This is a genomic window from Streptomyces sp. NPDC055013 (genome assembly GCF_053608645.1).
Genome location: NZ_JBSGVW010000014.1, coordinates 109,316 through 132,213, shown reverse-complemented (window position 1 = coordinate 132,213; position 22,898 = coordinate 109,316). Strand labels below are relative to the sequence as shown.

Sequence of the window (22,898 nt, the reverse complement as noted above, 5' to 3'; positions counted from 1 at the left end):
CGCCAAGGACTCGAACCCCGGACCCGCTGATGCTGCATTCTTCGGGGGATGACCCCCGGACCCCCAGCCGCCCCTGCGGGACCGGGAGATCCCTCTTCAAAAGCGAAGGCCCCCCGCTTCCGCGAGGGGCTTCCCTGTCTGTGCGCCGCCAGGGACTCGAACCCCGGACCCGCTGATTAAGAGTCAGCTGCTCTAACCAACTGAGCTAGCGGCGCCTGCTGACGTCGTAGACCTTAGCACCCTGATCGGGGTGGGGAAAAATCGATATCCGAACGGCCGCGCGAGCCGCCCGCACGGCTGCCCAGAGCAGTACCTCGGGGCCCGGTAACCAGGGATTACGGGTGTCGGGGGCGACCAGCCAGCGGGAGCCGGAGGGGGTGTCGGCGGCGGACCCGCCCGGGACGGTCACCGCGTCTCCGGAGCCGTGACACAGGAGCGGCGGGACGTCGCCCACCCGGCCGAGCTCCTCCCACCGCAGCAGCGAGGGCAGCCGCTGGGCCGTGCCGGGCGCGGCGAACAGCAGCATCCGGCCCCGGAGCATCGCCACCGGGCCCGATCCCGGGCCTTCCTCCCAGAGCCGGTCGACCATGCGTCGGCCGAAGATCGCCGGTGCGCTGACGATGTCGAAGACGGAACCGCAGCCCAGGACCACGGGGGCCGCCGGCCGCTCGTCCCAGAGCGCCCGGGTACTGCGCGGATACGGTTCTGCGGAAGCGAGCCAGGCGGCGCCGTCCGCGGTGAGGGAGGCGGGCGAGAACGGGGCGGTGCTTGTGCTGCTCATGGCAGATACATCTACCGACGGTGAGCACTTCGTTCCGTGGAGTTCCCGGAAACCGGGACAGGGTGGGGTGGCAGGGCGTATCTTGCCCGCCCACCTGGCATATGCCATGGGTGTGCACGCGGACCCGTCCCGTCCGTCCCGTCGATCCCAGCGGTCACACCGGGTCGACGTGCCCCGGTCCCTCGACCCCCCGCATCAGATCCCTGCCGAACTCCACCATCTTCTTGGCGTAGTCCTCGGTCCACTCGGCCTGCGCGGCGATGTCGGCGGGCGTCAGCCGGTCGAAGCGCCGGGGATCCGCCAGCTGGGCCGCCGCGATGGCCTGGAACTCCATCGCACGGTCCGTCGCCGCCCGGAACGCCTGCGTCAGCTCGGTCGCCCGCGCCAGCAGCGCCCGCGGGTCGTCGATCGACTCCAGGTCGAAGAAGTGCTCCGGATCGGAGGCCGCCTGCGCGGGCTCGAAGAGCAGGGGCGCGGGGCGTAGCCGCGGTTCGTTCCGACGCGGCGTGGGCTCCGCCATGTCTTGTCCTCCTCGTACGTCACCGATCTCGTAGGTCACCGTCCCCCTCCCCCGCGAGCGGGGCATCCCCAGCGGACCGGCCCACCGTCCATTGTCCCGCGCCCACGCAAGTGGGCACCGGGCGCAGGTCAGAGGGACGGTCGCCGGGTTCTACCCCGGCCGCCACCCCACCCGGTGCTCGGCGAGCTGCGCCGGCACCGCATGATTCGCCTCCCAGCCATCGGGGCGGTATTCATTTGGCCGCCTCCGGCGGTGTGCCGGATTCCGTCCGGCGGAGGGGCGGTGTTGTGGTCCGGGCCTGGTTGCCGGTTCGGTCATGGCCGCCACCCCACCCGGTGCTCGGCCAGCCGCGCCAGCACCGCATGGTTCGCCTCCCAGCCATCCGGAAACTTCACCACCGTCCCCAGTTGCACCGGCTCCGTCGACGGATAGTCGTCCAGCAGTTCGCTCACCCCCGCCCGGCACACCACGATGCACGCGTGGCGGTGGCGGGAGGCGAGGACGCACAGGCGGCCCGTTTCCAGGTGGAAGGCGGTGGCGTCGGGGCGGCCGGAGAGCGGGTGGAGGACCACGGTCACGTCGTACTCGCGGCCCTGGAGGCGGTTCGCCGTGTCCACGGTGACGTCCGTCACCCCCAGCTCGGTCAGTGCCGCCCGGACCGCCGCCGCCTGGTCCCGGTGGGCCGTGCCGACCGCGATCCGGTCGGCGGTGAGGGGCACGGCATCCGGCGAGCGCTCCGACGTCGCCGCGCCGTCCCGGTCCAGGAGGCGCCGTACGACCGTCGCGACCGCCCGTACCGCCTCGGGGTCCGTGCGCGGGGTGTGCCGGGCGGGCAGCTCGAGCAGCCCCCAGCCCGACTGAGCCGCCTCGTCGATCACCCGGTCCGGGCCCGAGCCGTCCGACGGGACCGCGAAGGCCAGGCTGCGGTCGCCGTGGTCCGTGCCGCTGCGGAACGGCGTGTATGGGTAGAAGGCGTCGGAGACCAGAGGCGCGGCCGAGGCCGGGAGGCGCCAGGAGACCGGCAGGCGGTGCTGGGGCAGTTCCGGATTGTGGGCCAGAAGGGTCGTCACGGCGGACCCGGAGGGGTCGTACGACAGGCCCGCCCACTGCTCGCTGCCGACGATGGAGAACGGGTCCAGCTGACCCGGGTCGCCGACGAACAGCGCCCGTTCGAAGAGGCCGGCCACCGCGAGCAGCGAGTCCGAGCGCATCTGGTACGCCTCGTCGACGATCGCGTGCCGCCACGGCTCGTCGACCTTGACGTGCGCCCACTTGGCCGCCGTCGAGATGACGACCGACAGGCCGCTCAGGTCGCCGGCCTTCGCCGACTTGCGTACGTTCGGCAGCTCGTCCAGCGCCTTGTCGTACGGGTCGGCGTCGCTGCTGTGCAGGCGCCCCACCGGCAGCGCGGGGTTCTTCTCGGCGAGCCTGAGGACCAGGTCGTCGACCTGGGCGTTGGTCTGCGCGACGACCATCAGCGGGCGCCCGGCGTCGGCGAGTTCGAGGGCCGCGCGGACGACGAGCGTGGACTTGCCGGCGCCGGGCGGGGAGTCCACGACGACACCGCGCGCGGTGCCGTGCAGCGTGTCGTGGAGGATCGCGTCGGTGGCCTCGGCCGCCGCGGCGCCGGGGTCGAACACGGCCGTCACAGGACGTCCTCCCGGGTCAGCGGATCGGCGGCCTCGGACACCTGCTCCCCGGGCGGCCCGCCGTGCGTCCACGGCGTCTCCTCCGGGTCGGGCAGTTTCGCGCCGCCGCGCTGCTCGTGCTCGAACAGCGTGAAGCAGACCAGGTCACCCTTCTCCGGCACCGACCCCTCCTCCGGCTCCTTGCCGCGGCCCATCTTGTCGAGCACCCGCAGCACCATCAGCGCCCCGTCATCCCCGAAGTCCCCCTCATAGCCGACGAACTCCGCCGACTGAGGCTTCCCACCCAGCGACCGGAACACCTTCGCGCGCTCGCCCAAATGCGGCCGGTCATCCGTGCGAACGGTGACCAGGGGGCGCGGACTGGGCCGCTTGCCCTCGCTGTACGCCATGACGACATCGGTGACCTCGCCCGCGAACGCCTCCCCGGCCAGCCGCCGCCCCGCCATCACCAGCGGGTCGTCGAGCGCCTCCTGCGCCTCCAGCCGGGCCTGTTCGCGCTCGCGCGCGGCGAGCTTGTTGGCGGCGGTGACCGCGTCGTCGCGGCGCGGCTGCGGCGGCTCGCCGGCCACGACGCGGTCGCGGTGGCCGGTGAACGACCAGCGGTCCCGGGTCCACCGCTCCTCGACCCGCCCGGCCTCGGGCAGCTCCCGCACCAGGTCGAGGCCCCGCCACACCGCGTCCCAGGTGGGCCGGGTCCGGCTCTCGACGAGCGTGCGGACCTCTTGCTCGGCGGCGGTCAGGTCCCCGAGCCGGTCGTCGGCCTCCAGCCCGTCCTCGGCGGCGGCGAGGGCCGTACGCGCGCGGTCGTAGCGCTCGATGGCGGGGGCGAGCAGCTTGTTGTCGAAGGCCGGGTCGGTGGCGGGACCGGCGGGCGGGCACAGCAGTTGGCCGGCGCGGTCCCGCGCGAGTTCCGCGCGCAGTGCCGCATCGGCGCCCGTCTCACCCTGCGGCGGGGCGATCCACGCCAGCAGCGCGCCCAGGTGCTGGTCCTCCAGGGTGGACTGGCCGGTCGCCCAGTGCCGGGCCAGTACGTCGGTCATGGCCAGCAGCAGCGAGGAGCCCGGCACGCGGGCCCGCTCGCCGAAGTGGGTCAGCCAGCGGCCGAGCAACGGCACGTGCGGGGGCGCGGGGTAGGGGGTCTCCGGGTCCTGTTCCGCCGTACGCCTGAAGCGCATGGAGCGGCCGAGGAGCCGCACGAAGTCGACGCCCGCGCGGCTCGGCACGATCAACTGCGGGGCGTCCGCGCACAGTTCGACCTCGACCTTGACCCGTTTGCCGGTCTCCGGATCGGTCTCGCCCCGCTCGGCGGCCTCGACGTCCTCGGCGAAGGCGTCGAGGTACGGCAGGACGACGTCCGCCAGCTCGGACAGGAAGGTGAACCTGAGGTCCCGGTCGCGCGGCTGCGGTACGACCAGCAGGTGCGGGGCGTCCCGGTCCGTGCCGACCAGCGCGCCGAGCGGGGCGCCGGCCTCACCGGCGGTGGTCAGGGGCACGAAGACCAGGGGCCGCTCGGACAGGCGCCGGTGGCGGACCGTGGCTGCGGGCTGGGCGCGGCCCGTGCTGACGGCTTCGAGGCGGGCGAGGGTGGAGATCAGTGACACGCGGCCACCGCCTCCGCGCCGAGGGCACCGGCATCCTGACCGAGGTCCCGGGCGTCCCGGCCGAGGGCCTCGGCGCGCAGCCGCGCGGCCCTGCGCAGGGCGGCCACCGCCGGGTCGTCCGGGTCGCCGGACTCGCCGCGGGCCGCCGACAGGACGTCCTCGACCGTCGTCAGGCCGCCCAGCTCGGCCCGCACCGAACGGCCCAGCGACGTCACCGCTCCGGCCGCGCGCGAGCGGGCGCGGCAGTGGAAGGCCAGCTCGCAGGCGGACAGGCACTCGGGCGCGTAGGTCGCCGGGACCGACTCGACGGCAGCCGTCAGGTCGGCCTCGGGCAGCTCGGGTGAGAAACAGGTGCCGGCCGGGAGCGTGTCGGCGATGTCCTCGATGCGGGTGAGACGGGCCAGCTGGCGGGAGGTCACCGCGCGCTGCTTGCGGACGTCGACGGCCGAGGCGGTGGGAAGGTTGGAGAAGTCCTTCGGGCAGACGAGCAGGATCCGGTGGCGTACGCGGGGGGCGGGAGCGCTGTCCGCGGCGCTCTGCCTCGGGGGCGCCCCGTCCCTGGCATCCGGCTCCGCGCCGAGCCGGCCGGCGATCTGCTCGAGCGCCATGACGTACACCGCCGCCTGCCGCGCGGCCGCGCCCACCTTCGCCGCGTCCGCGGAACCGTCCAGCATCGGGAAGGACTTGATCTCGACGACCGTCCAGCTGCCATCCGGGTGCACGACGACCGCGTCCGGCTCCAGGAAGGCGGGCGACCCGGCGACGTCCAGCGCGAGCATGGGGTGGTCGAGCAGCGTCCACTCGCCGCGTGCCTCGGTGGCCTCGCGCAGCGCCAGTGCCGTACGGGCCGTGCGGCCCTCGGGGCCGGACGCGACGAGCTCAGGCACGCGCGCGTGGGCGGGCGGTTCGGCAGCGCGGTCCAGCTTCTCGTGGACCAGGCGCAGCAGCTCCGCGCCGCCGTCCGCCTTGACCTTGGCCTCGAAGGCGTTGCCGCGTGTGAAGGCGAACTGTGACTGCCCGAAGACCGCCGGCGAGCCGAGCGCGCTCGCCAGCGCGGCCTTGTCCACCCCGGCGCCGTCCAGGATCGCTCTGCGCTTGCAGCCGGGGTTGGCGGCGAGGGCGGCCAGGGCGCGCGCGTCCAGCGCCTTGGCCGGGACTTCGGGACCGCGCAGCTCAGCGAGCCGGTGCCGGAGCGCCGTCCCCCGCGTCCTGGGGAGAGGCACTCGGCTCGGCTCCGGATCCGAACCGGGACTCGCGCTGCCGTGGAATTCGCTCACCCGCGGAAGTCTGGCATCCGCCACTGACAATTGAGGAAGAAGCGTCGGCGGAGCCGCTCGTGACCGTGGTGCCGGAGCCGCTCGCGACCTTGGCACCGACACCGCTCGCGACCATCGCGTCGGCGCCCCGCGTGACCGTGCCCACGGAGGCGGTCGCGACGGGCGCGGCCACCGCCCCGAAGCGTGCCCGGACCCGGTCCGCGGTCCGCATGACGTACGGCGTCAGCAGCAGCCCGGCGCCCATCACGGCGGCGCCCGCCACCGCGTCGAGGAAGTAGTGGTTGGCAGTGCCCATCACCACGATCGTCGTGATCAGGGGGTAGGCGACGGCCGCGACCTTCGTGAGGCGCGTGCCGCCGTACCGCCACAGCATCACCCCGCACCACAGCGCCCAGCCGACGTGCAGGCTCGGCATGGCCGCGTACTGGTTCGTCATGCCGCCGAGGCCCTTGGGCGCACTCGCCTCGCCGCCCCACCAGCCGTACGAGCTGTACTGCGCCATCGTGTCGACGAAGCCGTAGCTCCCGGCGAGCAGCCGGGGCGGGCAGGTGGGCAGCAGGGTGAAGCCGATCAGGCCTATGAAGGTCGACGTCATCAGCCAGGTGCGGGCCGCGCGGTAGCGCACGGTGCGGGACCTGAAGATCCAGACCAGCAGCACGGGGGTGACCAGGTAGTGCAGCGACGCGTACCAGAAGTCCGCCGGGATACCGATCCAGGGCTCGCGCGTGAAGAGACGGTTGAGCGGGTGCTCCGCGTTCAGGTACAGGGCCTTTTCGATGTCCAGGATCGCCAGGCCGTGGTCGACGGCGTGCGAGACATCGCCCCGGGCGAGCAGTCGGCCCGCCGAGTAGCAGGCGTAGACCAGCAATATCAGCGGCAGCTCGGTCCACCAGCGCAGGCGGGTCCGCGGCGTCGCCTCCACGCCAGCTATTTCGGCGTGTGGCATCCGATCGCCTCCCCCTTCTTGTCAGCGCCCGGTTGACCGGTCGTACCACTTTACGGTGTATGCGCGAGCCACCTTCAGGCGCCCCGGCCCTCAAGACGCAGAGATCGCCCGCCGGGTTGCCCCGGCACAGCGTGCGCGATGATGGATGGGTTCCGCTTCTCATTTCTCCCGGGAAAGGCTCCTTCATGGCACCGCGCATCCTGCTCGCCCGGCACGGACAGACGGCGTGGTCGCTGTCCGGCAAGCACACGGGCAGGACCGATGTGCCGCTCCTGGAGGAGGGTCGCCAGGGCGCGAAGCTGCTCGGCGAACGCCTGCACGGGTCGCCGTACGACAGGCTGGCGGGGGTCGAGATCCGCACCAGCCCGCTGTCACGCGCGCGTGAGACGTGCGAACTCGCCGGCTTCGGGGACCGCGCGCGTACCTGGGACACGCTCGTGGAGTGGGACTACGGCGCCTATGAGGGCATGACTCCGGCGGACATCCAGGCCATCCGCCCCGGCTGGCTCATCTGGCGCGACGGCGTGCCCGAGGGCGAGACCCTGTCCGAGATGACGGCCCGGGCCGACGAGGTGGTGGCATGGGCGCGCGCGGACGACCGTGACGTGCTGGTCTTCGCGCACGGGCACATCCTGCGGTCCATAGGCGCGCGCTGGCTGGGGCTGCCGCTCGACTTCGCGGCACGGATACGGCTGAACCCGACGTCGCTGTCCGTGCTCGGGTGGGCTTACGGAGAGCCGGCGATCGAGAGCTGGAACGACTTGGGGCACCTGGCCGGATAGCGCGCCGGCCGGCGTTGCCCGCGGGCGGTCACACCGTGCGCGGCACGCTCGCGTGGCGTTCCAGAAACGCCGACACCCCACGCGCCCTGCGGTGCGGCAACAGCACCCGCGCCGTCCCCGCCAGCATCGTCTGCACCCGCGACGACTGCACTTGGTCCAAGAGGTCCAGCACGCGCATCCCGGCCGTCGCAGCCTCATCGGGACGGCCCCCGCGGGCCAGGTCGTCCGCCAGTTCCGCCGTGTAGAGGGCGATGTTGCGTGTGAAGTGCGGGTCCTGGAGCTGGGCCGCCCGCCCGGCGTGCCGCGCGGCCCGCTGCCAGTTGCCCAGCGTCGACCAGCACTGCGCCTCCAGGATCTCCAGCTCGGCCTCGCCGTAGAAGCTCATCCACTCGGGGTCGGCGTCCGAGCTGCCCCGGTCGTAGAGGGCCTGCGCGCGGGCGAGGGCCTGTTCGCAGCCGGTGCGGTCGGCGAGCCCCGCCCAGCCGCCGGCCTCGCGCAGCGCCAGCAGCGACATCAGGCGGGAGGAGCCCAGGGGCCGCGCGACGCGTTGCGCGGCCTGGGCCGCCCGCACGGCCTCCCGCGGCCGGCCCGCGTCCCGCGCGAGGAACGAGGTGTTGCAGAAGGCGTGCGCCTCGAGCGCCGGGTCGCCCGCCATCCGGGCCGTGGCCAACGCCTCCGCGTAGTGCGAGCGCGCGTCGTCGAACCGCCCCGAGTCGTGCGCCAGCCACCCCACCGAGATGGCCAGTTCACCGGCGCCCGCGTGAAGCCGTTCGCCGGTCGCCTGCCGGGTCGTACCGGCGTCGAGCAGTTCGTACGCGGCACGCAGCGGAGCGGCCGCGCGCCGGTAGAGGCCGTCGGCCCCGTGCCGGTCGTCGAGCAGCCGGATACGGCGTACGGCCTCCTCCAGCGCGTCCGCCTCGCGGCCCCCGACACGTCTGACGGGACGCTCCGCGGCCGCGGCGTCGAAGGTGAGCCCCAGGGGGCTCAGCGAGGCGGCGGCCATCGTGGCGCCTCCGCCGGTCATGAATGCGCGACGCAGCACGTCGCTCTCCTCGTGGATCTCGTCGTTCTCGTGGTTCTGCTGTGCTCCGTATGCGGCGTACGCGGCATACGGGTCGTACGGGTTCTGCGGGTTCAGCGAGTCCTTCTGGTCATACGGCTCGTGGGCCCCCCACGTCTCACTCGTGATGCACACCGGGCTTGTGATGTGCACGAGGGGCGCGTCCTCGTCGGCGTGCGCCCGGCGTCCGCGTACGGACGAGCGGGGCGCGAAGCCGAAGTCGGTGAGCGTGCGGCCGGGGAACATGTGCAGGAACACCCGTTCGTACGCGTAGTTGGGGCAGCGGATCTCGCCTGCCTCGACCCGTCCGACGTAACGCGCGTCACAGCTGACCCGCTCGCCGATCTCGCGCGCGGCCCGTCGTACCGCCGCGGCGAACTCGGCCGGCGAGCGCTGTCCGCGCAACTGCCGGAACGCGAGATTCGGCCGTGGCGGCCTGGGGGACTGGGACGAGGTCAGCTCTGACGACGCCATGGCCGGGTCCTCTCGTGCGAACCGTCGAACCATGCCGGAATCCAGGCGAGTTGAACGGAATGTCCGAACCGGGTATCCGTACCGAATATCCGTGTGGTGCCCTTGCTTCCAGCGGGCAAGAACGTACCTGCTGTAGCGGAGCCGCCACGCAGTGTTTGGCTACAAAACGGATATCTCATGCAGGATCTGCCATGAACTGCCATCCTTTGCGGCGGACTTCCGCCGTAGCCGTTGACGCCGTGCCGCGTTGAACTCTTCGGACTGCAAAAGGGGTTCCGTGGTGGAGGCCGAGATGGAGACCAGCCAGAGCATCGCTCCGCATACGCCGTCGACGACGGTGGGGCACGCGCCGACCGCACAGTGCAGCGAGCCGCCGGAGGCGGGTTGTGACGTGGTCACGGTTCCGGCGCGGCAGGGCCTGGAGGCGGTCGACATCCTGCGGCGGGGCGCGACCGGGGAAGCGGTGGGCCCCGTCCTGCACGACGACGACTGCGACACGCTGGGCTTCGTGGTCCCGCCGGGCACGGCGGCCGCCTGGGACGTCCCCGGCAGCACCTGCACGGAGACCGACGGCCGCGGGATGAGCCTGAACCTGAACCCCGAGCCGCCCGTCGAGGGCTCGGACTGGCTCCTGCCGCCCGGCGACGCCGACCTGGCGACGGATCCCGCGGTGCTGCGCAAGGCGCTCGGGGAGGCCGCGCGATTGATCGAGGCCGCCGACAACTGCAGCTGACGCCGCTGCCCGGGCGGCACCGCCTCCCACTTGCGACAATGGCCCAATGAGGAAGCCCAGGAAAGCCCGGCGCCGGTCGGCCGCGGTCGAAGCCGTCGTCGAACAGGTCGACGGAGGGCTCGCCGAGCTGATACCCGACCCGGACCGCGCGCGGGCCTGGACCCTCCTCATCGACGGCGCTCCCCAGTCCCACGTCGATCTCGACGACCCCGCCTTCCTCTCCTTCGAATACCAGCGCCGCTTCGGGCACGTCATCGACCTGGTGGCCGCACCCGGCAAGCCCGTGCAGGCCGTGCACCTCGGCGGCGGCGCCCTCACGCTCGCCCGCTACGTCGCCGCCACCCGGCCCCGCTCCACCCAGCAGGTCGTCGAGCGGGACGGAGCCCTCGTCCAACTGGTCAGACGGGAACTGCCGTTGGATCCGAACGCCCGGATCCGGGTGCGGTCTGCGGACGCCCGGGACGGGCTCGCCAAGGTGCCCGACGGGTGGGCCGACCTCGTCATCGCCGACGTGTTCAGCGGGGCCCGCACCCCCGCCCACCTGACGTCGACGGAGTTCCTCGACGACGTACGCAGGGCCTTGAAACCCGGCGGCGTCTACACCGCCAACCTCGCCGACGGGCCGCCGCTCGCGCATCTGCGCGGCCAGATCGCCACCGCGGCCGCCCGGTTCGCCGAGTGCGCGCTGGTCGCCGACCCGACGGTGCTGCGCGGCAAACGCTTCGGCAACGCGGTTCTCGTCGCCTCCGACCGGCCCCTCCCGATCGCCGAACTGACCCGCCTCGCCGCCTCCGACCCGCACCCGGGCCGCGTCGAACACGGCAGGTCCCTCGCCGACTTCACCGGCGGCGCCGCAGCCGTCACGGACGCGGCCGCGGTCGCCTCACCGGCGCCGCCCGCCTCCGTCTTCAGGTGAGCCGGCGGCCGCGCAGGGGGTCAGTAGGTTCCGATCTCCACCCGCGGCGGCCCGTCGTGCCAGGTGCAGAACACCGAAACCCGGTCCGCGCCGGAGCCGAACTCCACCCGGATCCACGTCTCCGTCTTCCACACCTGCATCGACCAGCCCGCGCCCGGGGTGGCCGAGACGAGGGTCGCGGAGGTCTCGCCGATGTCGAAGACCGCGCGTCCGCCGTCGGTGTCATAGCTCTTGACCCGGCCGGACGTGGTGGGGGAGGGGCTGGTGCTCTTGGGCGGTGTCTTCGACGGGTCCGGCGTGCGAGGCGTCCCGGTCGGCTTCGGCGAGGGACTGGAGGAAGTCTTCGAGGGGGTCGGCCGGTTCGTGGACGACGCCAGCGGCTTCGACTCCTGGGTCGTCCCCTCGGCCGCCGTGATGGGCAGGGCGCGCGGCCGGTCGTACACCGTGCCGGCCATCACCGTGTGGACACCCCACCACGACAGCGTGACCGCCGCGCCCGTGGCGAGCGACCAAGCCAGTACGTGTACGAGTCCTCTGCGCATCGCGGGCCATACTGCCTCACGCGTCCCGGACGTGTCGCGCGCTTGCCGCACGGGTGCCCCTGGATGCCGAGTTGTCCACAGGGGGCGAGTTGTCCACAGGCCCGGACCGGGCTCGGTCGCATGGCGTACGGTGCGGCGCATGGCAAGTGTGCTCGTGGTCGAGGACGACCAGTTCGTACGCTCGGCGCTGATCCGGCACCTGACCGACGCCACCCACACGGTGCGCAGCGTCGGTACGGCACTGGAGGCGCTGCGCGAGGTCGCCCATTTCCGTTTCGACGTGGTCATCCTGGACCTCGGTCTGCCCGATCTGGACGGCTCCGAGGCCCTGAAGATGCTGCGCGGCATCACGGACGTACCTGTGATCATCGCCACCGCCCGGGACGACGAGGCGGAGATCGTCCGGCTGCTGAACGCGGGCGCGGACGACTATCTGACCAAACCGTTCTCGGTGGAGCACCTGTCGGCCCGGATGTCCGCGGTGCTGCGCCGGGCCCGGTCGAGCGGCGGCGAGGCGGCCCCCTCCAGCGTGCTGTGCGTGGGCGGTCTGACCGTCGACCCGCTGCGCCGCCAGGCCGAGTTGGACGGCGCGAGCCTCGACCTCACCCGCCGCGAGTTCGACCTGCTCGCCTTCCTGGCCGGACGGCCCGGGGTCGTCGTCCCGCGCAAGGAACTGCTCGCGGAGGTCTGGCAGCAGTCGTACGGCGACGACCAGACCATCGACGTCCATCTGTCCTGGCTGCGCCGCAAACTGGGCGAAACGGCCGCCAACCCGCGCTATCTGCACACCCTGCGGGGCGTCGGCGTGAAGCTGGAGCCGCCGCGATGAGATGGGCACTGGTCAAGGTCTGCCTGGCGGTCACCACCATGGTCGTGGTCGCCTTCGCCGTCCCGCTCGGCCTGGTCATCAGGGAGATGGCCCGCGACCGCGCCTTCTCCAACGCCGAGCGCGAGGCCGCCGCCGTCGCCCCGGCCCTGTCCATCACCACCGACCGGGACCAGCTGGAGCGGGTCGTCGCCTCGGCCGGGTCGGACGCGGGCATGGCCGTGCACATACCGGCCTCCGGTGACGCGGCCGCCGTCGACCTCGGCCGGCAGCGCGCCGCCGCCGAGGACATCGCGACCGTACGACGGCTGGGCCGCGCCTCGACCGCCGAGGTCGCGGGCGGGTCCACGCTGCTCCAGCCGGTCGCGCTGAGCTCCGGTGAGATCGCCGTCGTCGAGGTGTACGTCCCCGAGGTGGAGGTCACCAACGGCCTCACCACGGCCTGGGCGGTGCTCGCCGGCGTCGGCCTCGCCCTGATCGTCGGGTCGGTCGCGGTCGCCGACCGGCTCGGCGTACGGATGGTGCGGCCCGCACAGCGCCTGGTCGAGGGCGCCCACGAGCTGGGGGAGGGGAAGCTGGGCGCCCGGGTGCCCGAGGAGGGGCCGAACGAACTGCGGCTGGCGGCCGTCGCGTTCAACTCGATGGCCGACCAGGTCGTCCAACTCCTCGCGAACGAGCGGGAGCTGGCGGCCGACCTGTCTCATCGTCTGCGGACGCCGCTGACGGTGCTGCGGCTGAACGCGGCCTCGCTCGGGGACGGTCCGGCCGCCGAGCAGACCAGGGCCGCCGTCGCCCAGCTGGAGCGCGAGGTCGACACGATCATCCGTACGGCCCGGGAGGCCAAGCCGCAGACGGTGGCGGCGGGCCCGGGCGCCGGGTGCGACGCGGCCGAGGTGGTGCGCGAGCGCATGGAGTTCTGGTCGGCGCTTGCGGAGGACGAGGGGCGCAAGGTGCGGGTGGCCGGCGTGGACCGGCCGGTGCGGATACCCGTGGCCCGGGCGGATCTGGCGGCCGCGCTGGACGCCCTGCTCGGCAACGTGTTCCGGCACACCGCCGAGGGCACGGCGTTCGCGGTCGACGTGCACAACGGCGAGGACGCGGTGATCGTGCTCGTCTCGGACGCGGGGCCCGGCATATCCGACCCCGAGGCGGCGATGGCGCGCGGACGCGGGTCGGGCAGCGCCGGGTCGACCGGGCTCGGGCTGGACATCGTGCGGCAGCTCGCGGAGTCGACGGGCGGGGACGTACGGATCGGGTCGTCGGTGCTCGGCGGGACCGAGGTGCGGATCTGGATCCAGCTGGACGCGCGGGCGCCGGTGCGCAGGGGCCACCGGGGTTCGGTACGCCGTCGCCGGCCGGGCAGATTGGTCTCGACCTTTAACCGCTCCCGATCCCTCCCTTAAGCGCACCCTAAGGTCCCCAACCCCCGCCCGGATCAGGAGCTTTGCCCGATTCGAGATCGCTAGCGTGCTGCCGCACCCCCCACCCCGAACAGCAAAGGCAGACACGCGATGAGCACCCACCGGCGCAAGATCAGCGGCAGGAACAAGGCGATCGGCGGTCTCGTCGCCGCGGCCGTGGTCGGCGGCGCCGCGCTCGTGTTCACCGGCACCGCGCAGGCCGCCGGGATCGGTGCGGCGTACACGAAGACCAGTGACTGGTCGACGGGTTACACCGCGCAGTACGTCGTCACGAACAACAGCGGTCAGGCACAGCAGGACTGGAAGCTGGAGTTCGACCTGCCGTCGGGCTCGAAGCTGAGCTCGCTGTGGAACGCCGAGTCGAGCGTGAGCGGGCAGCACGTCACCGCGACGCCGCCGAAGTGGGACAAGGACGGCCTGGCCGCCGGTGAGTCGGTGACGGTCGGCTTCGTCGTCAACGGCACGGGCGCCCCGGCGGGCTGTCTGATCGACGACGCGAAGTGTTCCGCGGACGACAGCGCGACACCCGAGCCGAGCGGCCGTCCGACGGCCACCGAATCAGGCCCGGCGAAGCCGACGGCCACCCCCACCCAGAGCGCGCCGCCCACCCAGTCGGCCACCCCCACCGCCAAGCCCTCGCAGACCCCCGGCTCCGGAACAGCCGCCACCGCCGGCTTCGCCCCGTACATCGACACCTCGCTCCACCCGGCCTTCGACATGGTCGCGAGCGCCGAGGCGACCGGCGTGAAGGACTACAACCTCGCCTTCGTCACCGACGGTGGCGGCTGCACCCCGAAGTGGGGCGGCGTCACCGACCTCGGCGGCGACGCGGTGGCCGCGCAGATCGGTGACCTGCGTGCCAAGGGCGGCGACGTCCGTGTCTCCTTCGGCGGCGCGGCCGGCAGCGAGCTGGCGACGACCTGCTCCTCGGCGGACGCGCTGGCGGCGGCGTACGAGAAGGTCGTGAGCGCGTACAAGCTGACCAAGGTCGACTTCGACGTCGAGGGCGGTGCCCTGCCGGACAAGGCGGCCAACACCCGCCGTGCCCAGGCGATCGCCGAGCTCCAGAAGGCCCACCCCGGCCTGGACGTCTCCTTCACCCTCCCCGTCATGCCGGAGGGCCTGACCCAGCCCGGCGTCGACCTCCTCGCCGACGCCAAGAAGAACGGCGTGCAGATCGACACCGTCAACATCATGGCGATGGACTACGGCCCCGCGTACAGCGACGACATGGGCACCTACGCCGAGCAGGCGGCCACCGCCACCCAGGCCCAGGTCAAGAGTGTGCTCGGCCTCTCCGACAGCGCCGCCTGGAAGACGGTCGCCGTCACCCCGATGATCGGCGTCAACGACGTCGTCACCGAGATCTTCAAGGTCGACGACGCCACCCAGCTGGTGAACTTCGCCAAGTCCAAGGGCCTCGGCTGGCTGTCGATGTGGTCGGCGACCCGCGACAAGCAGTGCGCGGGCGGCGAGAAGCCGGCGGCGGACGCCACGTGCAGCTCGATCCTCCAGGAGAAGTTCGCGTTCTCGAAGGCGTTCGCGGCCTACAACTGACCCACCACTCGGGTCCATTGAGCCCACGGGGGCACGCCCCGGCCGGTCTTCCCCCCATCCGGCCGGGGCGGATCCGTCTAGATCTCCGGTTCCACCGCCGGCAACGTCCCGGTCCGAGCGGCCTCCCCGTACCAGTACGCACTGGACTTCGGCGTCCGGGCGAGCGTCGAGTAGTCGACGTACACCGCCCCGAACCGCTTGCTGTACCCGTACGCCCACTCGAAGTTGTCCAACAGCGACCACAGGTAGTAGCCGCGGACGTCGGCGCCGTCGGCGATCGCGCGGCGGACCGCGGAGAGGTGGCCGTGGAGGTAGGCGACGCGCTCGGGGTCGTGGACGCGGCCGTCCGGGTCGGGCTTGTCGTCGTAGGCCGCGCCGTTCTCGGTGATGTAGAGGGGCAGGCCCGGGGCCTCCCGGGAGTAGCGCATGATCAGCTCGTGCAGGCCGGTCGGGTCGATGGTCCAGCCCATCTCCGTGCGGTCACCGGGAGTCTGGTGGAACAGCACGTCGTCCGCCCCCGGCCACGGCGAGTGCGCGCTCGCCCCGTGACCGTCCGCCCGCGGGCCGCTGACGTCCGTCTCGGCCGCCGACACCAGTGCCGGGGTGTAGTAGTTCAGGCCCAGGGCGTCCAGCGGCTGGTTGATCGCCGCGAGGTCGCCGTCCAGGACGTACGACCAGTCCGTCACCGGCTCCGTCGCCGCATAGAGCGTCTCGGGGTAGACGCCGTGCAGGATCGGGCCGTGGAAGATCCCGTTGGCCAGGTTCTCGATCTTCCGGGCCGCCACCAGGTCCGCCGGGTCCTGCGACAGCGGCCGGACCACGGAGGAGTTGAGGCTGAGTGCCACCGAGTTGCGGGCCGGCATCACCGTACGCAGGGCCGAGGTGCCCAGGCCGTGCGCGAGGTTGAGGTGGTGGGCCGCCCGCAGCGAGGCCTCCGGTTCCGTACGGCCCGGCGCGTGCACGCCCGACCCGTAGCCCAGGAACGCGCTGCACCACGGCTCGTTCAGCGTGATCCACTGCTCCACGCGGTCGCCGAGCGCCTCGCCGACGATGTGCGCGTACTCGGCGAACCGGTACGCCGTGTCGCGCTCCGGCCAGCCGCCCGCGTCCTCCAGCTCCTGCGGCAGGTCCCAGTGGTAGAGGGTGACGGCCGGCTTGATGCCGTGCGCGAGCAGCTCGTCCACCAGCCGGCGGTAGAAGTCCAGGCCCCGCTGGACCGCCGGGCCCCGGCCCGTGGGCTGCACGCGCGACCAGGAGATCGAGAAGCGGTACGCGCTGAGGCCGAGCTCGGCCATCAGCGCCACGTCGTCGCGGTAGCGGTGGTAGTGGTCGACAGCGATGTCACCGTGCTCGCCGCCGGCGGTCCGCCCCGGCGTATGGCTGAAGGTGTCCCAGATCGACGGGGTACGGCCGTCCTTCCGCACCGCCCCCTCGATCTGGTACGCGGACGTCGCGGCGCCCCAGAGGAAGGCGGGCGGAAACGACACGGAGGTCATGGGCTCAGGCATGGAAGCGCTCCCATAGGGGGTCGTGGAGACCGACGGGTAGAAGGGGAGTAAGAGGGGAGGGGGGATGGGGGAAGAGGGGCCGAGGGGAGAGAGGCCGGGGCGCCGATGACCCGGCCCCAAGAGTCCTACCGAAAGGGCGATATGGCCGGGCGTCAGCCCTTGATCGCGCCCTGCATGATGCCGCCCACGATCTGCTTGCCGAACAGCAGAAAGGCGATCAGCAGCGGCAGCGTGCCGAGCAGGGCGCCCGCCATGATCACCGCTTGGTCGGGGACATAGCCGGTGCCGAGGGAGTTGAGGGCGACCTGCACCGTCGGGTTCTCCTGGTTCAGGGCGATGATCGGCCACAGGAAGTCGTTCCAGGCGAACACGAAGGTCAGCAGGCCGAGGACGGCCATCGCGGGCCGGGCGGCCGGGAACACCACGTGCCAGACGACCCGCAGACTGCTCGCGCCGTCCACCCGAGCCGCCTCGATCAGCTCGCTCGGCAGCGCCTGTACCAGGTACTGCCGCATGAAGAACGTACCGAAGGCCGTGCACAGCGTCGGCAGGATGACCGTCTGGAGCTGGTTCGACCAGCCGAGGTCCGCCATCCACAGATAGAGGGGTACGACCGCCAGCTGCGGCGGGATCATCATCGTGAAGATCGTCAGCAGCAGCAGGACGCCGGAGAACCGGAAGCGGAGCTTGGCGAAGGCGAAACCGGCCAGCGTGGCGAACAGCACCGTGCTGACGGTGATGGTGCCCGCGACGAACATGGTGTTGAACATCGCCTTTCCGAGCCCGGCCTCCTCCCATGCCCGGTCCATGTTCTTGAACAGGTTCCCGCCGAACCACAGCGGCGGCGGCGTCTCCGCGAGCCGCCGGTCCGTGCGCGAGGCCGCGATCGCCGTCCACACCAGCGGGGCCAGCGAGACGAGCGCGAAGACGGCCAGGACGACGTAGGTGAGCGGGCCGGCGTGCAGCTGCTTGCCCGCGCCCATCACGCGGGGGCGCCGGGGTGGCCGTACCTTCTGGGCCGGGACCTGAGGAGTGGTCAGTTCACTTGTTGTCATTGGGACTTCCTCAGCCGTCGGGTCACCAGCAGTTGGATCACGGCGACGATCAGCAGGATCAGGAACATCGACCAGGCGATCGCGGACGCCTTGCCGAGATTGCCGATGATCCAGCCCTGGTCGTACATGTACAGACCGAGCGTCTGGTACTGGTGCTCGGAGCCGCCCTTCGAACCGCTCACCCCGCCGAACAGCAGGGGCTCACCGAAGAGCTGGGTCGCGCCGATCGTGGAGACGACGACCGTGAACAGGATCGTCGGCCGCAGCTGCGGGATCGTCACATGGATGAACTGCTGCCAGCGGTTGGCGCCGTCGATGGCCGCCGACTCGTACAGGTCGGCCGGGATCGCCTGCATGGCGGCGAGATAGATCAGTGCGTTGTAGCCGGTCCAGCGCCAGATCACGATCGAGGAGACCGCGAACTGCGAACCCCAGTCGGACTCACGCCAGTTGACCGGATCGATGCCGACGAACTCCAGCAGCCAGTTGATCATGCCGCCGTCCCAGGAGTACAGCAGCACGAACACCAGCGTCGCCGCCGCCACCGAGGTGGCGTACGGAGTGAGCATCACGACCCGCCACACGGTCGAGCCGCGCAGTTTGTAGTTGAGCAGGTGCGCCAGGCCGATCGCCATCAGCAGCTGCGGGACCGTGGAGATCACGCCGATGGTGAAGGTGTTCCACAGGGCGTTCCAGAAGAAGTCCGAGGACAGCAGGTTCTGGTAGTTGTCCAGGCCCGCCCAGGACTGGCCGTCCAGGTTCGCCAGCTGCACGTTGTGGAGCGAGTACCAGGCCGTGTAGAGGAGCGGGATCAGCGAGAACGCCCCGAAGACGATGAAGAAGGGGGCGATGAACGCGTACGGCGACGCCTTCATGTCCCAGCGGTACAGCCGGCTCCGCCAGGAACTGCTCCCCGGCGGCGGCGTACCGCGACCGTGCGCGCGGCCGGCCGCGCCCGGCTGGTCACCGGGCGCGGCGTCGGCGCTCGACGCGGGATGCGCGAGGGCCTCTTTGGAGCTGGTCACTGGCCGAGCACGTCCTTGATCTCCGCGGTGGCGGCGTCCCAGCCCTCGTCGGCGGACTTGCCCTTCTGCTCGACCTGGAGGATGCCGATGTCGGTGATCGCGGTGCCGATCGGCTGGTCCTTGGCGCCCAGGTACTGGGTCGGGATGGTCTCGGCGGAGGCGGAGAAGATCTCGGTGATCGGGGCGTCCGAGAAGTACGCCTGCGTCGCGGTCGCCGGCTTCAGACCGGAGTACGCCGACGGGGTCGACGGGAAGCTGGCCTGCTTGGCGAAGACCTTCGCCTGCTGCTCGGGCGCGGTCAGCCACTTCGCCAGCTTGACGGCCTCCTTCTGGTTCTTGCTCGCCGTCGGCACGCCGACGAACGAACCGCCCCAGTTGGCCGCGGTCGGCGCCGCCGCCACGTCCCACTTGCCCTTGCCCGAGTCTCCGGACTTCTCCTGGATGTAACCGATCATCCAGGCCGGGCAGGCCACCGTGGCGAAGGTGCCGTTGGCGTAGCCCTGGTCCCACGGCTTGTCGAACTGCTTCAGCTTCGCCGACATGTCGCTGGTCGCCACCTCCATGGCGACGTTCCAGGCCTTCTTCACACCCGCGGACTTGTCCCAGACGACATTGCCGTCCTTGTCGTAGTACCGCTCGACCTCGCCGCCGAGGGCAGCGTTGTACACGGAGGAGGCGGAGTCCACGAACTTGGTGCCGCTGGGCGCCTTCTTCATGTACTCCTTGCCGAGGTCGACGTACTTGCCCCAGTCGCCCTTCCACTGCTCGGCGAGCTTGGCGCGGTCGGTCTCCAGACCGGCCTTCTCGAAGAGGTCCTTGCGGTAGCAGATCGCCATGGGCCCGATGTCCGTCCCGAGCCCGATCAGCTTGCCGTCCTTGGTGGTGGCCTGGGCGTTCTTCCAGTCCAGCCACTGGGACTTGTCGGCCTCCTTGCCGAGGTCGACGAACTTGTCGGCCTGCGTCTGCACGGCCTCGGTGATGTTGCCGACTTCGATCGCCTGGATGTCGTCGGTGCCGGAACCGGCCTGGAGGCGCGTCAGGGTCTTGGGCCAGTAGACGTCGGTACGGGTGGTGACGTTCTCCTTGATCGTGATGTCGGGGTTGAGCTTCATGTACTCGTCGTAGAGACCGGCCTGCTTGTAGCCGAAGACACCGAAGGTGCCGATGGTGAGCGTGGTCTTGCCACCTCCGCCGTTGCCTCCCCCTTCGCCCGAAGAGCCGTCGTCCGAGTCCTCGGCGCAGCCGGCGAGCAGCCCTGTCGTCAGCGCGGCTGCGACCGCGAGGGCCATCACCCGGCGGGACCCGCGGGTACTCGTGCGCATTGCGTCCTCCTGTTGCCTGACGTGCCGACCCCCCGGCCAACTGCACTGTTGGGCCCGTTCTTTGTTCTCGCTGCGGCTCGGGCGGGGAACGTGCGGGATGTGTATGAGTCAGGTACTGTGGGAGCGCTCCCACAAGTGATGTGTTGAAGGGTCGTCGGTCCGGGCGGGGGTGTCAAGGGAGTGGACGCGGAGTTCTGCGTTCAGTTATCGGGCCGTTAACTGGACCAAGTTGAGCCCGTCCGGGACCGGGGCCGCCGGCCCCCGGCAACGGTCACTCTCCCTGGCAGGACTGTTAAATTCCAGGCCGGCGCAAAGACAACGGCGGGAAGGCGGAGCCCATGGCAACCCACGGAGCGCGGGGCCGGAGCGGCGGTCGGCCCACCCTCGAAGAGGTGGCGGCACGCGCGGGGGTGGGCCGGGGCACCGTCTCCCGCGTGATCAACGGCTCCCCCCGGGTCAGCGACGCGACCCGCGCGGCGGTGGAAGCGGCGGTGGCGGAGCTCGGCTACGTCCCCAACACCGCGGCCCGCGCCCTGGCCGCGAACCGTACGGACGCGATCGCCCTGGTCGTGCCCGAACCGGAGACCCGCTTCTTCGCGGAACCGTACTTCTCGGACATGCTGAAGGGCGTCGGCGCCGAACTCGCCGACACCGAGATGCAGTTGCTGCTGATCTTCGCGGGCAGTGACAAGGAGCGGCGCCGCCTGGCCCAGTACCTGGCGGCGCACCGCGTCGACGGCGTCCTGCTGGTCTCGGTGCACGCGGACGACCCCCTGCCGGACCTGCTGGCCCAGCTGGAGATCCCGGCCGTGATCAGCGGCCCGCGCTCGGCCGCCGAGACGCTGACGTCGGTGGACTCGGACAACTACGGCGGCGCCCGCTCGGCCGTCGAGCACCTCATGGCCCACGGCCGTAGCCGAATCGCCCACATCACCGGCCGCCTCGACGTCTACGGCGCCCAGCGCCGCGTCGACGGCTACCGCGACGCCCTGCGTGACGCGGGGGTCGGTGTGGACGAGCAGCTGATCGAGCCGGGTGACTTCACGGAGGAGGGCGGCCGGCGCGCGATGGAGGCTCTCCTCGCGCGCTGCCCCGATCTGGACGCGGTCTTCGCGGGGTCGGACGTGACGGCGGCGGGCGCCCGCCAGGCCCTGCGCGAGGTGGGCCGCCGCATCCCCGACGATGTCGCCCTCGTCGGCTACGACGACTCCGCCATCGCCCGCCACATGGACCCGCCCCTCACCAGCGTCCGCCAGCCCATCGAGGAGATGGGCCGCCGCATGATCGACCTCCTCCTCACCGAGATCGCGGACCGCCGTCCGGCGGTGTCACGGGGGTTGGAGAGGAGACAGGTGGTGCTGGCCACGGAACTGGTGGAGCGGGCGTCGTCGTAGCGGGCGCCGCGGGGTGTGCGGTGATGTCACGGGCGTGGTGACGTCCGTGGCGTGGTGACCTCAGGACCTCGGGGGCGCAGCACCCGTCGCCATCTGATCTCGCCGTCCTGCTCCTCGTCCGTCGGGAGCAGCCCCGCGGCCCTGGCCACGGCGGCGGAGGCGAGGTGGTCGGGGTGGATGTGGGCCACGACCGTGCGGACGGGAGGGGCGCCGGCATGTGCGGGCCGCTGCCGCAGCCACGCCACCAGCCCTTGCGCCGCCTCGCGGGCGTACCCGCGCCCCTGCCACCGGGTGCCCACCACCCAGGCGATCTCCGCGGTCGTATCGCTGATCGTGGCCTGGACCGTGCCGATGAGGCGGGAGTCCGTGCGCAGCTGCAGGACCCAGTTGCACCAGGTGACGGACGGGTCCGGGGAGCCGGCGACCAGGCGTTCGTACCGGGTGCGCAGGGCTTCGGGTGACAGGGGCGAGCCGCCGGTGAAGGTGTGCAGGGCCGGGTCGGACAGGGCCGGGGCCAGTTCCGCCGCATGGTCGGCCCGGAGGGGGAGGAGTTCCATCCGGGGCGTGCGGATCGGTTCGGTCAGCACGGGGGTCCTCTCAACTCGCCTCAGCGTGCCGGGTCCTGTCGGTGCCGCAGAACGCGATCAGCCGGTGACCTCTGTGTCGAGGTCACCGGCTGACTGCTCAGGGTGAGTGACGGGACTCGAACCCGCGGCATCCTGGACCACAACCAGGTGCTCTACCAGCTGAGCTACACCCACCATGACCGGTGATGTCTTCCGTGGAATCCCCGACCGGCCGAGAAAAAGTGTACAGGGTCCGAAGGGGTGCTCGCGCACAGCTTTTCGCGGCGGCCCCGAGCGGCCCCCTCGCACCCCTTCCGGAGCCCTACTGAGCAGGCAATACGTGCTTCGCGGCGATCGACTTCGCGGTGTCCGAGTCGGGGCCGGGCTGCGGTACGAAGACGGCCTCGCGGTAATAACGGAGTTCGGCGATGGACTCGCGGATGTCGGCGAGGGCGCGGTGGTTGCCGTTCTTCTCGGGGCTGTTGAAGTAGGCACGCGGGTACCAGCGCCGGGCCAGCTCCTTGACCGACGAGACGTCGACGATCCGGTAGTGGAGGTAATCCTCCAGCGTCGGCATGTCGCGCAGCAGGAAGCCGCGGTCCGTGCCGACGGAGTTGCCGCACAGCGGGGCCTTTCCGGGCTCCTTCACGTGCTCGCGTACATACGTCAGGACCTGCTCCTCGGCGTCCGCCAGCGTCGTGCCGCCGGCGAGTTCGTCGAGCAGTCCGGACGCGGTGTGCATCTGACGCACCACCTCCGGCATCGTCTCCAGCGCCGTGTCCGGCGGGCGGATGACGATGTCCACGCCCTCGCCGAGGACGTTCAGCTCGGAGTCGGTGACGAGGGCGGCAACCTCGATGAGCGCGTCGTCGGACAGCGAGAGGCCGGTCATCTCGCAGTCGATCCACACCATGCGATCGTTCATGCGACCACCCTAAGGCTG

The 22,898-nt window shown here is 71.6% G+C and carries 21 protein-coding genes and 2 tRNA genes; 7 read left to right on the top strand and 16 right to left on the bottom strand.

All coding sequences use genetic code 11. The features are described from left to right. Window positions 1-141: 141 nt before the first annotated feature. The 7 genes from ACWGDB_RS20050 to ACWGDB_RS20020 all read right to left on the bottom strand — a co-directional run bounded on the left by ACWGDB_RS20050 (window position 142) and on the right by ACWGDB_RS20020 (window position 6,774). A tRNA-Lys gene (locus ACWGDB_RS20050) sits at window positions 142-215 on the bottom strand. Then, window positions 206-781: a bifunctional DNA primase/polymerase gene (locus ACWGDB_RS20045; RefSeq protein WP_453823607.1), complete on the bottom strand. Its 576-nt coding sequence runs from the start codon at window positions 779-781 to the stop codon at window positions 206-208. The genes ACWGDB_RS20050 and ACWGDB_RS20045 overlap by 10 nt, the downstream gene beginning before the upstream one ends. Window positions 782-935: 154 nt before the next feature. Beyond that, window positions 936-1,301, bottom strand: a complete 366-nt coding sequence (locus tag ACWGDB_RS20040) for a hypothetical protein (protein ID WP_369271252.1) — start codon at window positions 1,299-1,301, stop codon at window positions 936-938. A 314-nt stretch (window positions 1,302-1,615) separates the two neighbouring features. Next, window positions 1,616-2,950 carry an AAA family ATPase gene (locus ACWGDB_RS20035; RefSeq protein ID WP_453823606.1) on the bottom strand — a complete coding sequence of 445 codons (1,335 nt, stop codon included), beginning with the start codon at window positions 2,948-2,950 and terminating at the stop codon, window positions 1,616-1,618. Then, window positions 2,947-4,551 (bottom strand): hypothetical protein, encoded by a 1,605-nt coding sequence (locus ACWGDB_RS20030; RefSeq protein ID WP_453823605.1) that lies wholly within the window; start codon window positions 4,549-4,551, stop codon window positions 2,947-2,949. The genes ACWGDB_RS20035 and ACWGDB_RS20030 overlap by 4 nt, the downstream gene beginning before the upstream one ends. Next, window positions 4,542-5,774: a hypothetical protein gene (locus ACWGDB_RS20025; RefSeq protein ID WP_453823604.1), complete on the bottom strand. Its 1,233-nt coding sequence runs from the start codon at window positions 5,772-5,774 to the stop codon at window positions 4,542-4,544. The genes ACWGDB_RS20030 and ACWGDB_RS20025 overlap by 10 nt, the downstream gene beginning before the upstream one ends. Beyond that, window positions 5,725-6,774, bottom strand: coding sequence for a phosphatase PAP2 family protein (locus tag ACWGDB_RS20020; protein ID WP_453823603.1), 1,050 nt, complete (start codon window positions 6,772-6,774; stop codon window positions 5,725-5,727). Before ACWGDB_RS20020 ends, ACWGDB_RS20025 begins: the two co-directional genes overlap by 50 nt. A gap of 185 nt (window positions 6,775-6,959) precedes the next feature. Between ACWGDB_RS20020 and ACWGDB_RS20015 the strand changes: the two genes are divergently transcribed. Beyond that, on the top strand, window positions 6,960-7,556 hold the full coding sequence (locus ACWGDB_RS20015; protein WP_453823602.1) for a histidine phosphatase family protein: 597 nt from the start codon (window positions 6,960-6,962) through the stop codon (window positions 7,554-7,556). A 28-nt stretch (window positions 7,557-7,584) separates the two neighbouring features. Here the strand turns inward: ACWGDB_RS20015 and ACWGDB_RS20010 are convergent, their stop codons facing one another. Continuing rightward, complete coding sequence (locus ACWGDB_RS20010; RefSeq protein WP_453823601.1) at window positions 7,585-9,090, bottom strand: hypothetical protein; 1,506 nt, start codon at window positions 9,088-9,090, stop codon at window positions 7,585-7,587. Between the two features lie 292 nt (window positions 9,091-9,382). Between ACWGDB_RS20010 and ACWGDB_RS20005 the strand changes: the two genes are divergently transcribed. Beyond that, window positions 9,383-9,823: a hypothetical protein gene (locus tag ACWGDB_RS20005; protein WP_328427460.1), complete on the top strand. Its 441-nt coding sequence runs from the start codon at window positions 9,383-9,385 to the stop codon at window positions 9,821-9,823. A 46-nt stretch (window positions 9,824-9,869) separates the two neighbouring features. Then, complete coding sequence (locus tag ACWGDB_RS20000) at window positions 9,870-10,739, top strand: spermidine synthase (protein WP_453823600.1); 870 nt, start codon at window positions 9,870-9,872, stop codon at window positions 10,737-10,739. A 20-nt stretch (window positions 10,740-10,759) separates the two neighbouring features. On the opposite strand, the gene ACWGDB_RS19995 is transcribed toward ACWGDB_RS20000, so the two are convergent. Further along, the gene (locus ACWGDB_RS19995) at window positions 10,760-11,281 is read right to left on the bottom strand and encodes a hypothetical protein (RefSeq protein ID WP_453823599.1); all 522 of its coding nucleotides are present in this window, start codon (window positions 11,279-11,281) and stop codon (window positions 10,760-10,762) included. A 139-nt stretch (window positions 11,282-11,420) separates the two neighbouring features. On the opposite strand from ACWGDB_RS19995, the gene ACWGDB_RS19990 reads away from it, so the two are divergent. From ACWGDB_RS19990 to ACWGDB_RS19980, 3 genes are all read left to right on the top strand, one after another. Next, window positions 11,421-12,110, top strand: coding sequence for a response regulator transcription factor (locus ACWGDB_RS19990; RefSeq protein WP_453823598.1), 690 nt, complete (start codon window positions 11,421-11,423; stop codon window positions 12,108-12,110). After that, on the top strand, window positions 12,107-13,510 hold the full coding sequence (locus ACWGDB_RS19985) for a sensor histidine kinase (protein ID WP_453823597.1): 1,404 nt from the start codon (window positions 12,107-12,109) through the stop codon (window positions 13,508-13,510). Before ACWGDB_RS19990 ends, ACWGDB_RS19985 begins: the two co-directional genes overlap by 4 nt. A gap of 108 nt (window positions 13,511-13,618) precedes the next feature. Then, on the top strand, window positions 13,619-15,085 hold the full coding sequence (locus ACWGDB_RS19980; RefSeq protein ID WP_453823596.1) for a cellulose binding domain-containing protein: 1,467 nt from the start codon (window positions 13,619-13,621) through the stop codon (window positions 15,083-15,085). Between the two features lie 77 nt (window positions 15,086-15,162). Here the strand turns inward: ACWGDB_RS19980 and ACWGDB_RS19975 are convergent, their stop codons facing one another. From ACWGDB_RS19975 to ACWGDB_RS19960, 4 genes are all read right to left on the bottom strand, one after another. Further along, the gene (locus ACWGDB_RS19975) at window positions 15,163-16,581 is read right to left on the bottom strand and encodes a GH1 family beta-glucosidase (protein ID WP_453823662.1); all 1,419 of its coding nucleotides are present in this window, start codon (window positions 16,579-16,581) and stop codon (window positions 15,163-15,165) included. 164 nt (window positions 16,582-16,745) lie between these two features. Further along, window positions 16,746-17,648: a carbohydrate ABC transporter permease gene (locus ACWGDB_RS19970; protein ID WP_453823595.1), complete on the bottom strand. Its 903-nt coding sequence runs from the start codon at window positions 17,646-17,648 to the stop codon at window positions 16,746-16,748. Continuing rightward, window positions 17,645-18,673 (bottom strand): carbohydrate ABC transporter permease, encoded by a 1,029-nt coding sequence (locus ACWGDB_RS19965; protein WP_453823594.1) that lies wholly within the window; start codon window positions 18,671-18,673, stop codon window positions 17,645-17,647. Before ACWGDB_RS19965 ends, ACWGDB_RS19970 begins: the two co-directional genes overlap by 4 nt. Further along, entirely contained in the window at window positions 18,670-19,995 is a 1,326-nt protein-coding gene (locus tag ACWGDB_RS19960; protein WP_369271236.1) for an ABC transporter substrate-binding protein, read from the bottom strand. The genes ACWGDB_RS19965 and ACWGDB_RS19960 overlap by 4 nt, the downstream gene beginning before the upstream one ends. 338 nt (window positions 19,996-20,333) lie before the next feature. On the opposite strand from ACWGDB_RS19960, the gene ACWGDB_RS19955 reads away from it, so the two are divergent. Next, window positions 20,334-21,389: a LacI family DNA-binding transcriptional regulator gene (locus ACWGDB_RS19955; RefSeq protein ID WP_453823593.1), complete on the top strand. Its 1,056-nt coding sequence runs from the start codon at window positions 20,334-20,336 to the stop codon at window positions 21,387-21,389. 26 nt (window positions 21,390-21,415) lie between these two features. Here ACWGDB_RS19955 and ACWGDB_RS19950 read toward each other — a convergent pair whose 3' ends face one another. The 3 genes from ACWGDB_RS19950 to orn form a co-directional block, all read right to left on the bottom strand. After that, window positions 21,416-21,946, bottom strand: coding sequence for a GNAT family N-acetyltransferase (locus ACWGDB_RS19950; protein WP_453823661.1), 531 nt, complete (start codon window positions 21,944-21,946; stop codon window positions 21,416-21,418). A gap of 131 nt (window positions 21,947-22,077) precedes the next feature. Beyond that, window positions 22,078-22,150 (bottom strand) — tRNA-His (locus tag ACWGDB_RS19945). A 127-nt stretch (window positions 22,151-22,277) separates the two neighbouring features. Next, window positions 22,278-22,880, bottom strand: a complete 603-nt coding sequence (gene orn, locus ACWGDB_RS19940; RefSeq protein WP_453823592.1) for an oligoribonuclease — start codon at window positions 22,878-22,880, stop codon at window positions 22,278-22,280. Between the last annotated feature and the right edge of the window lie 18 nt (window positions 22,881-22,898).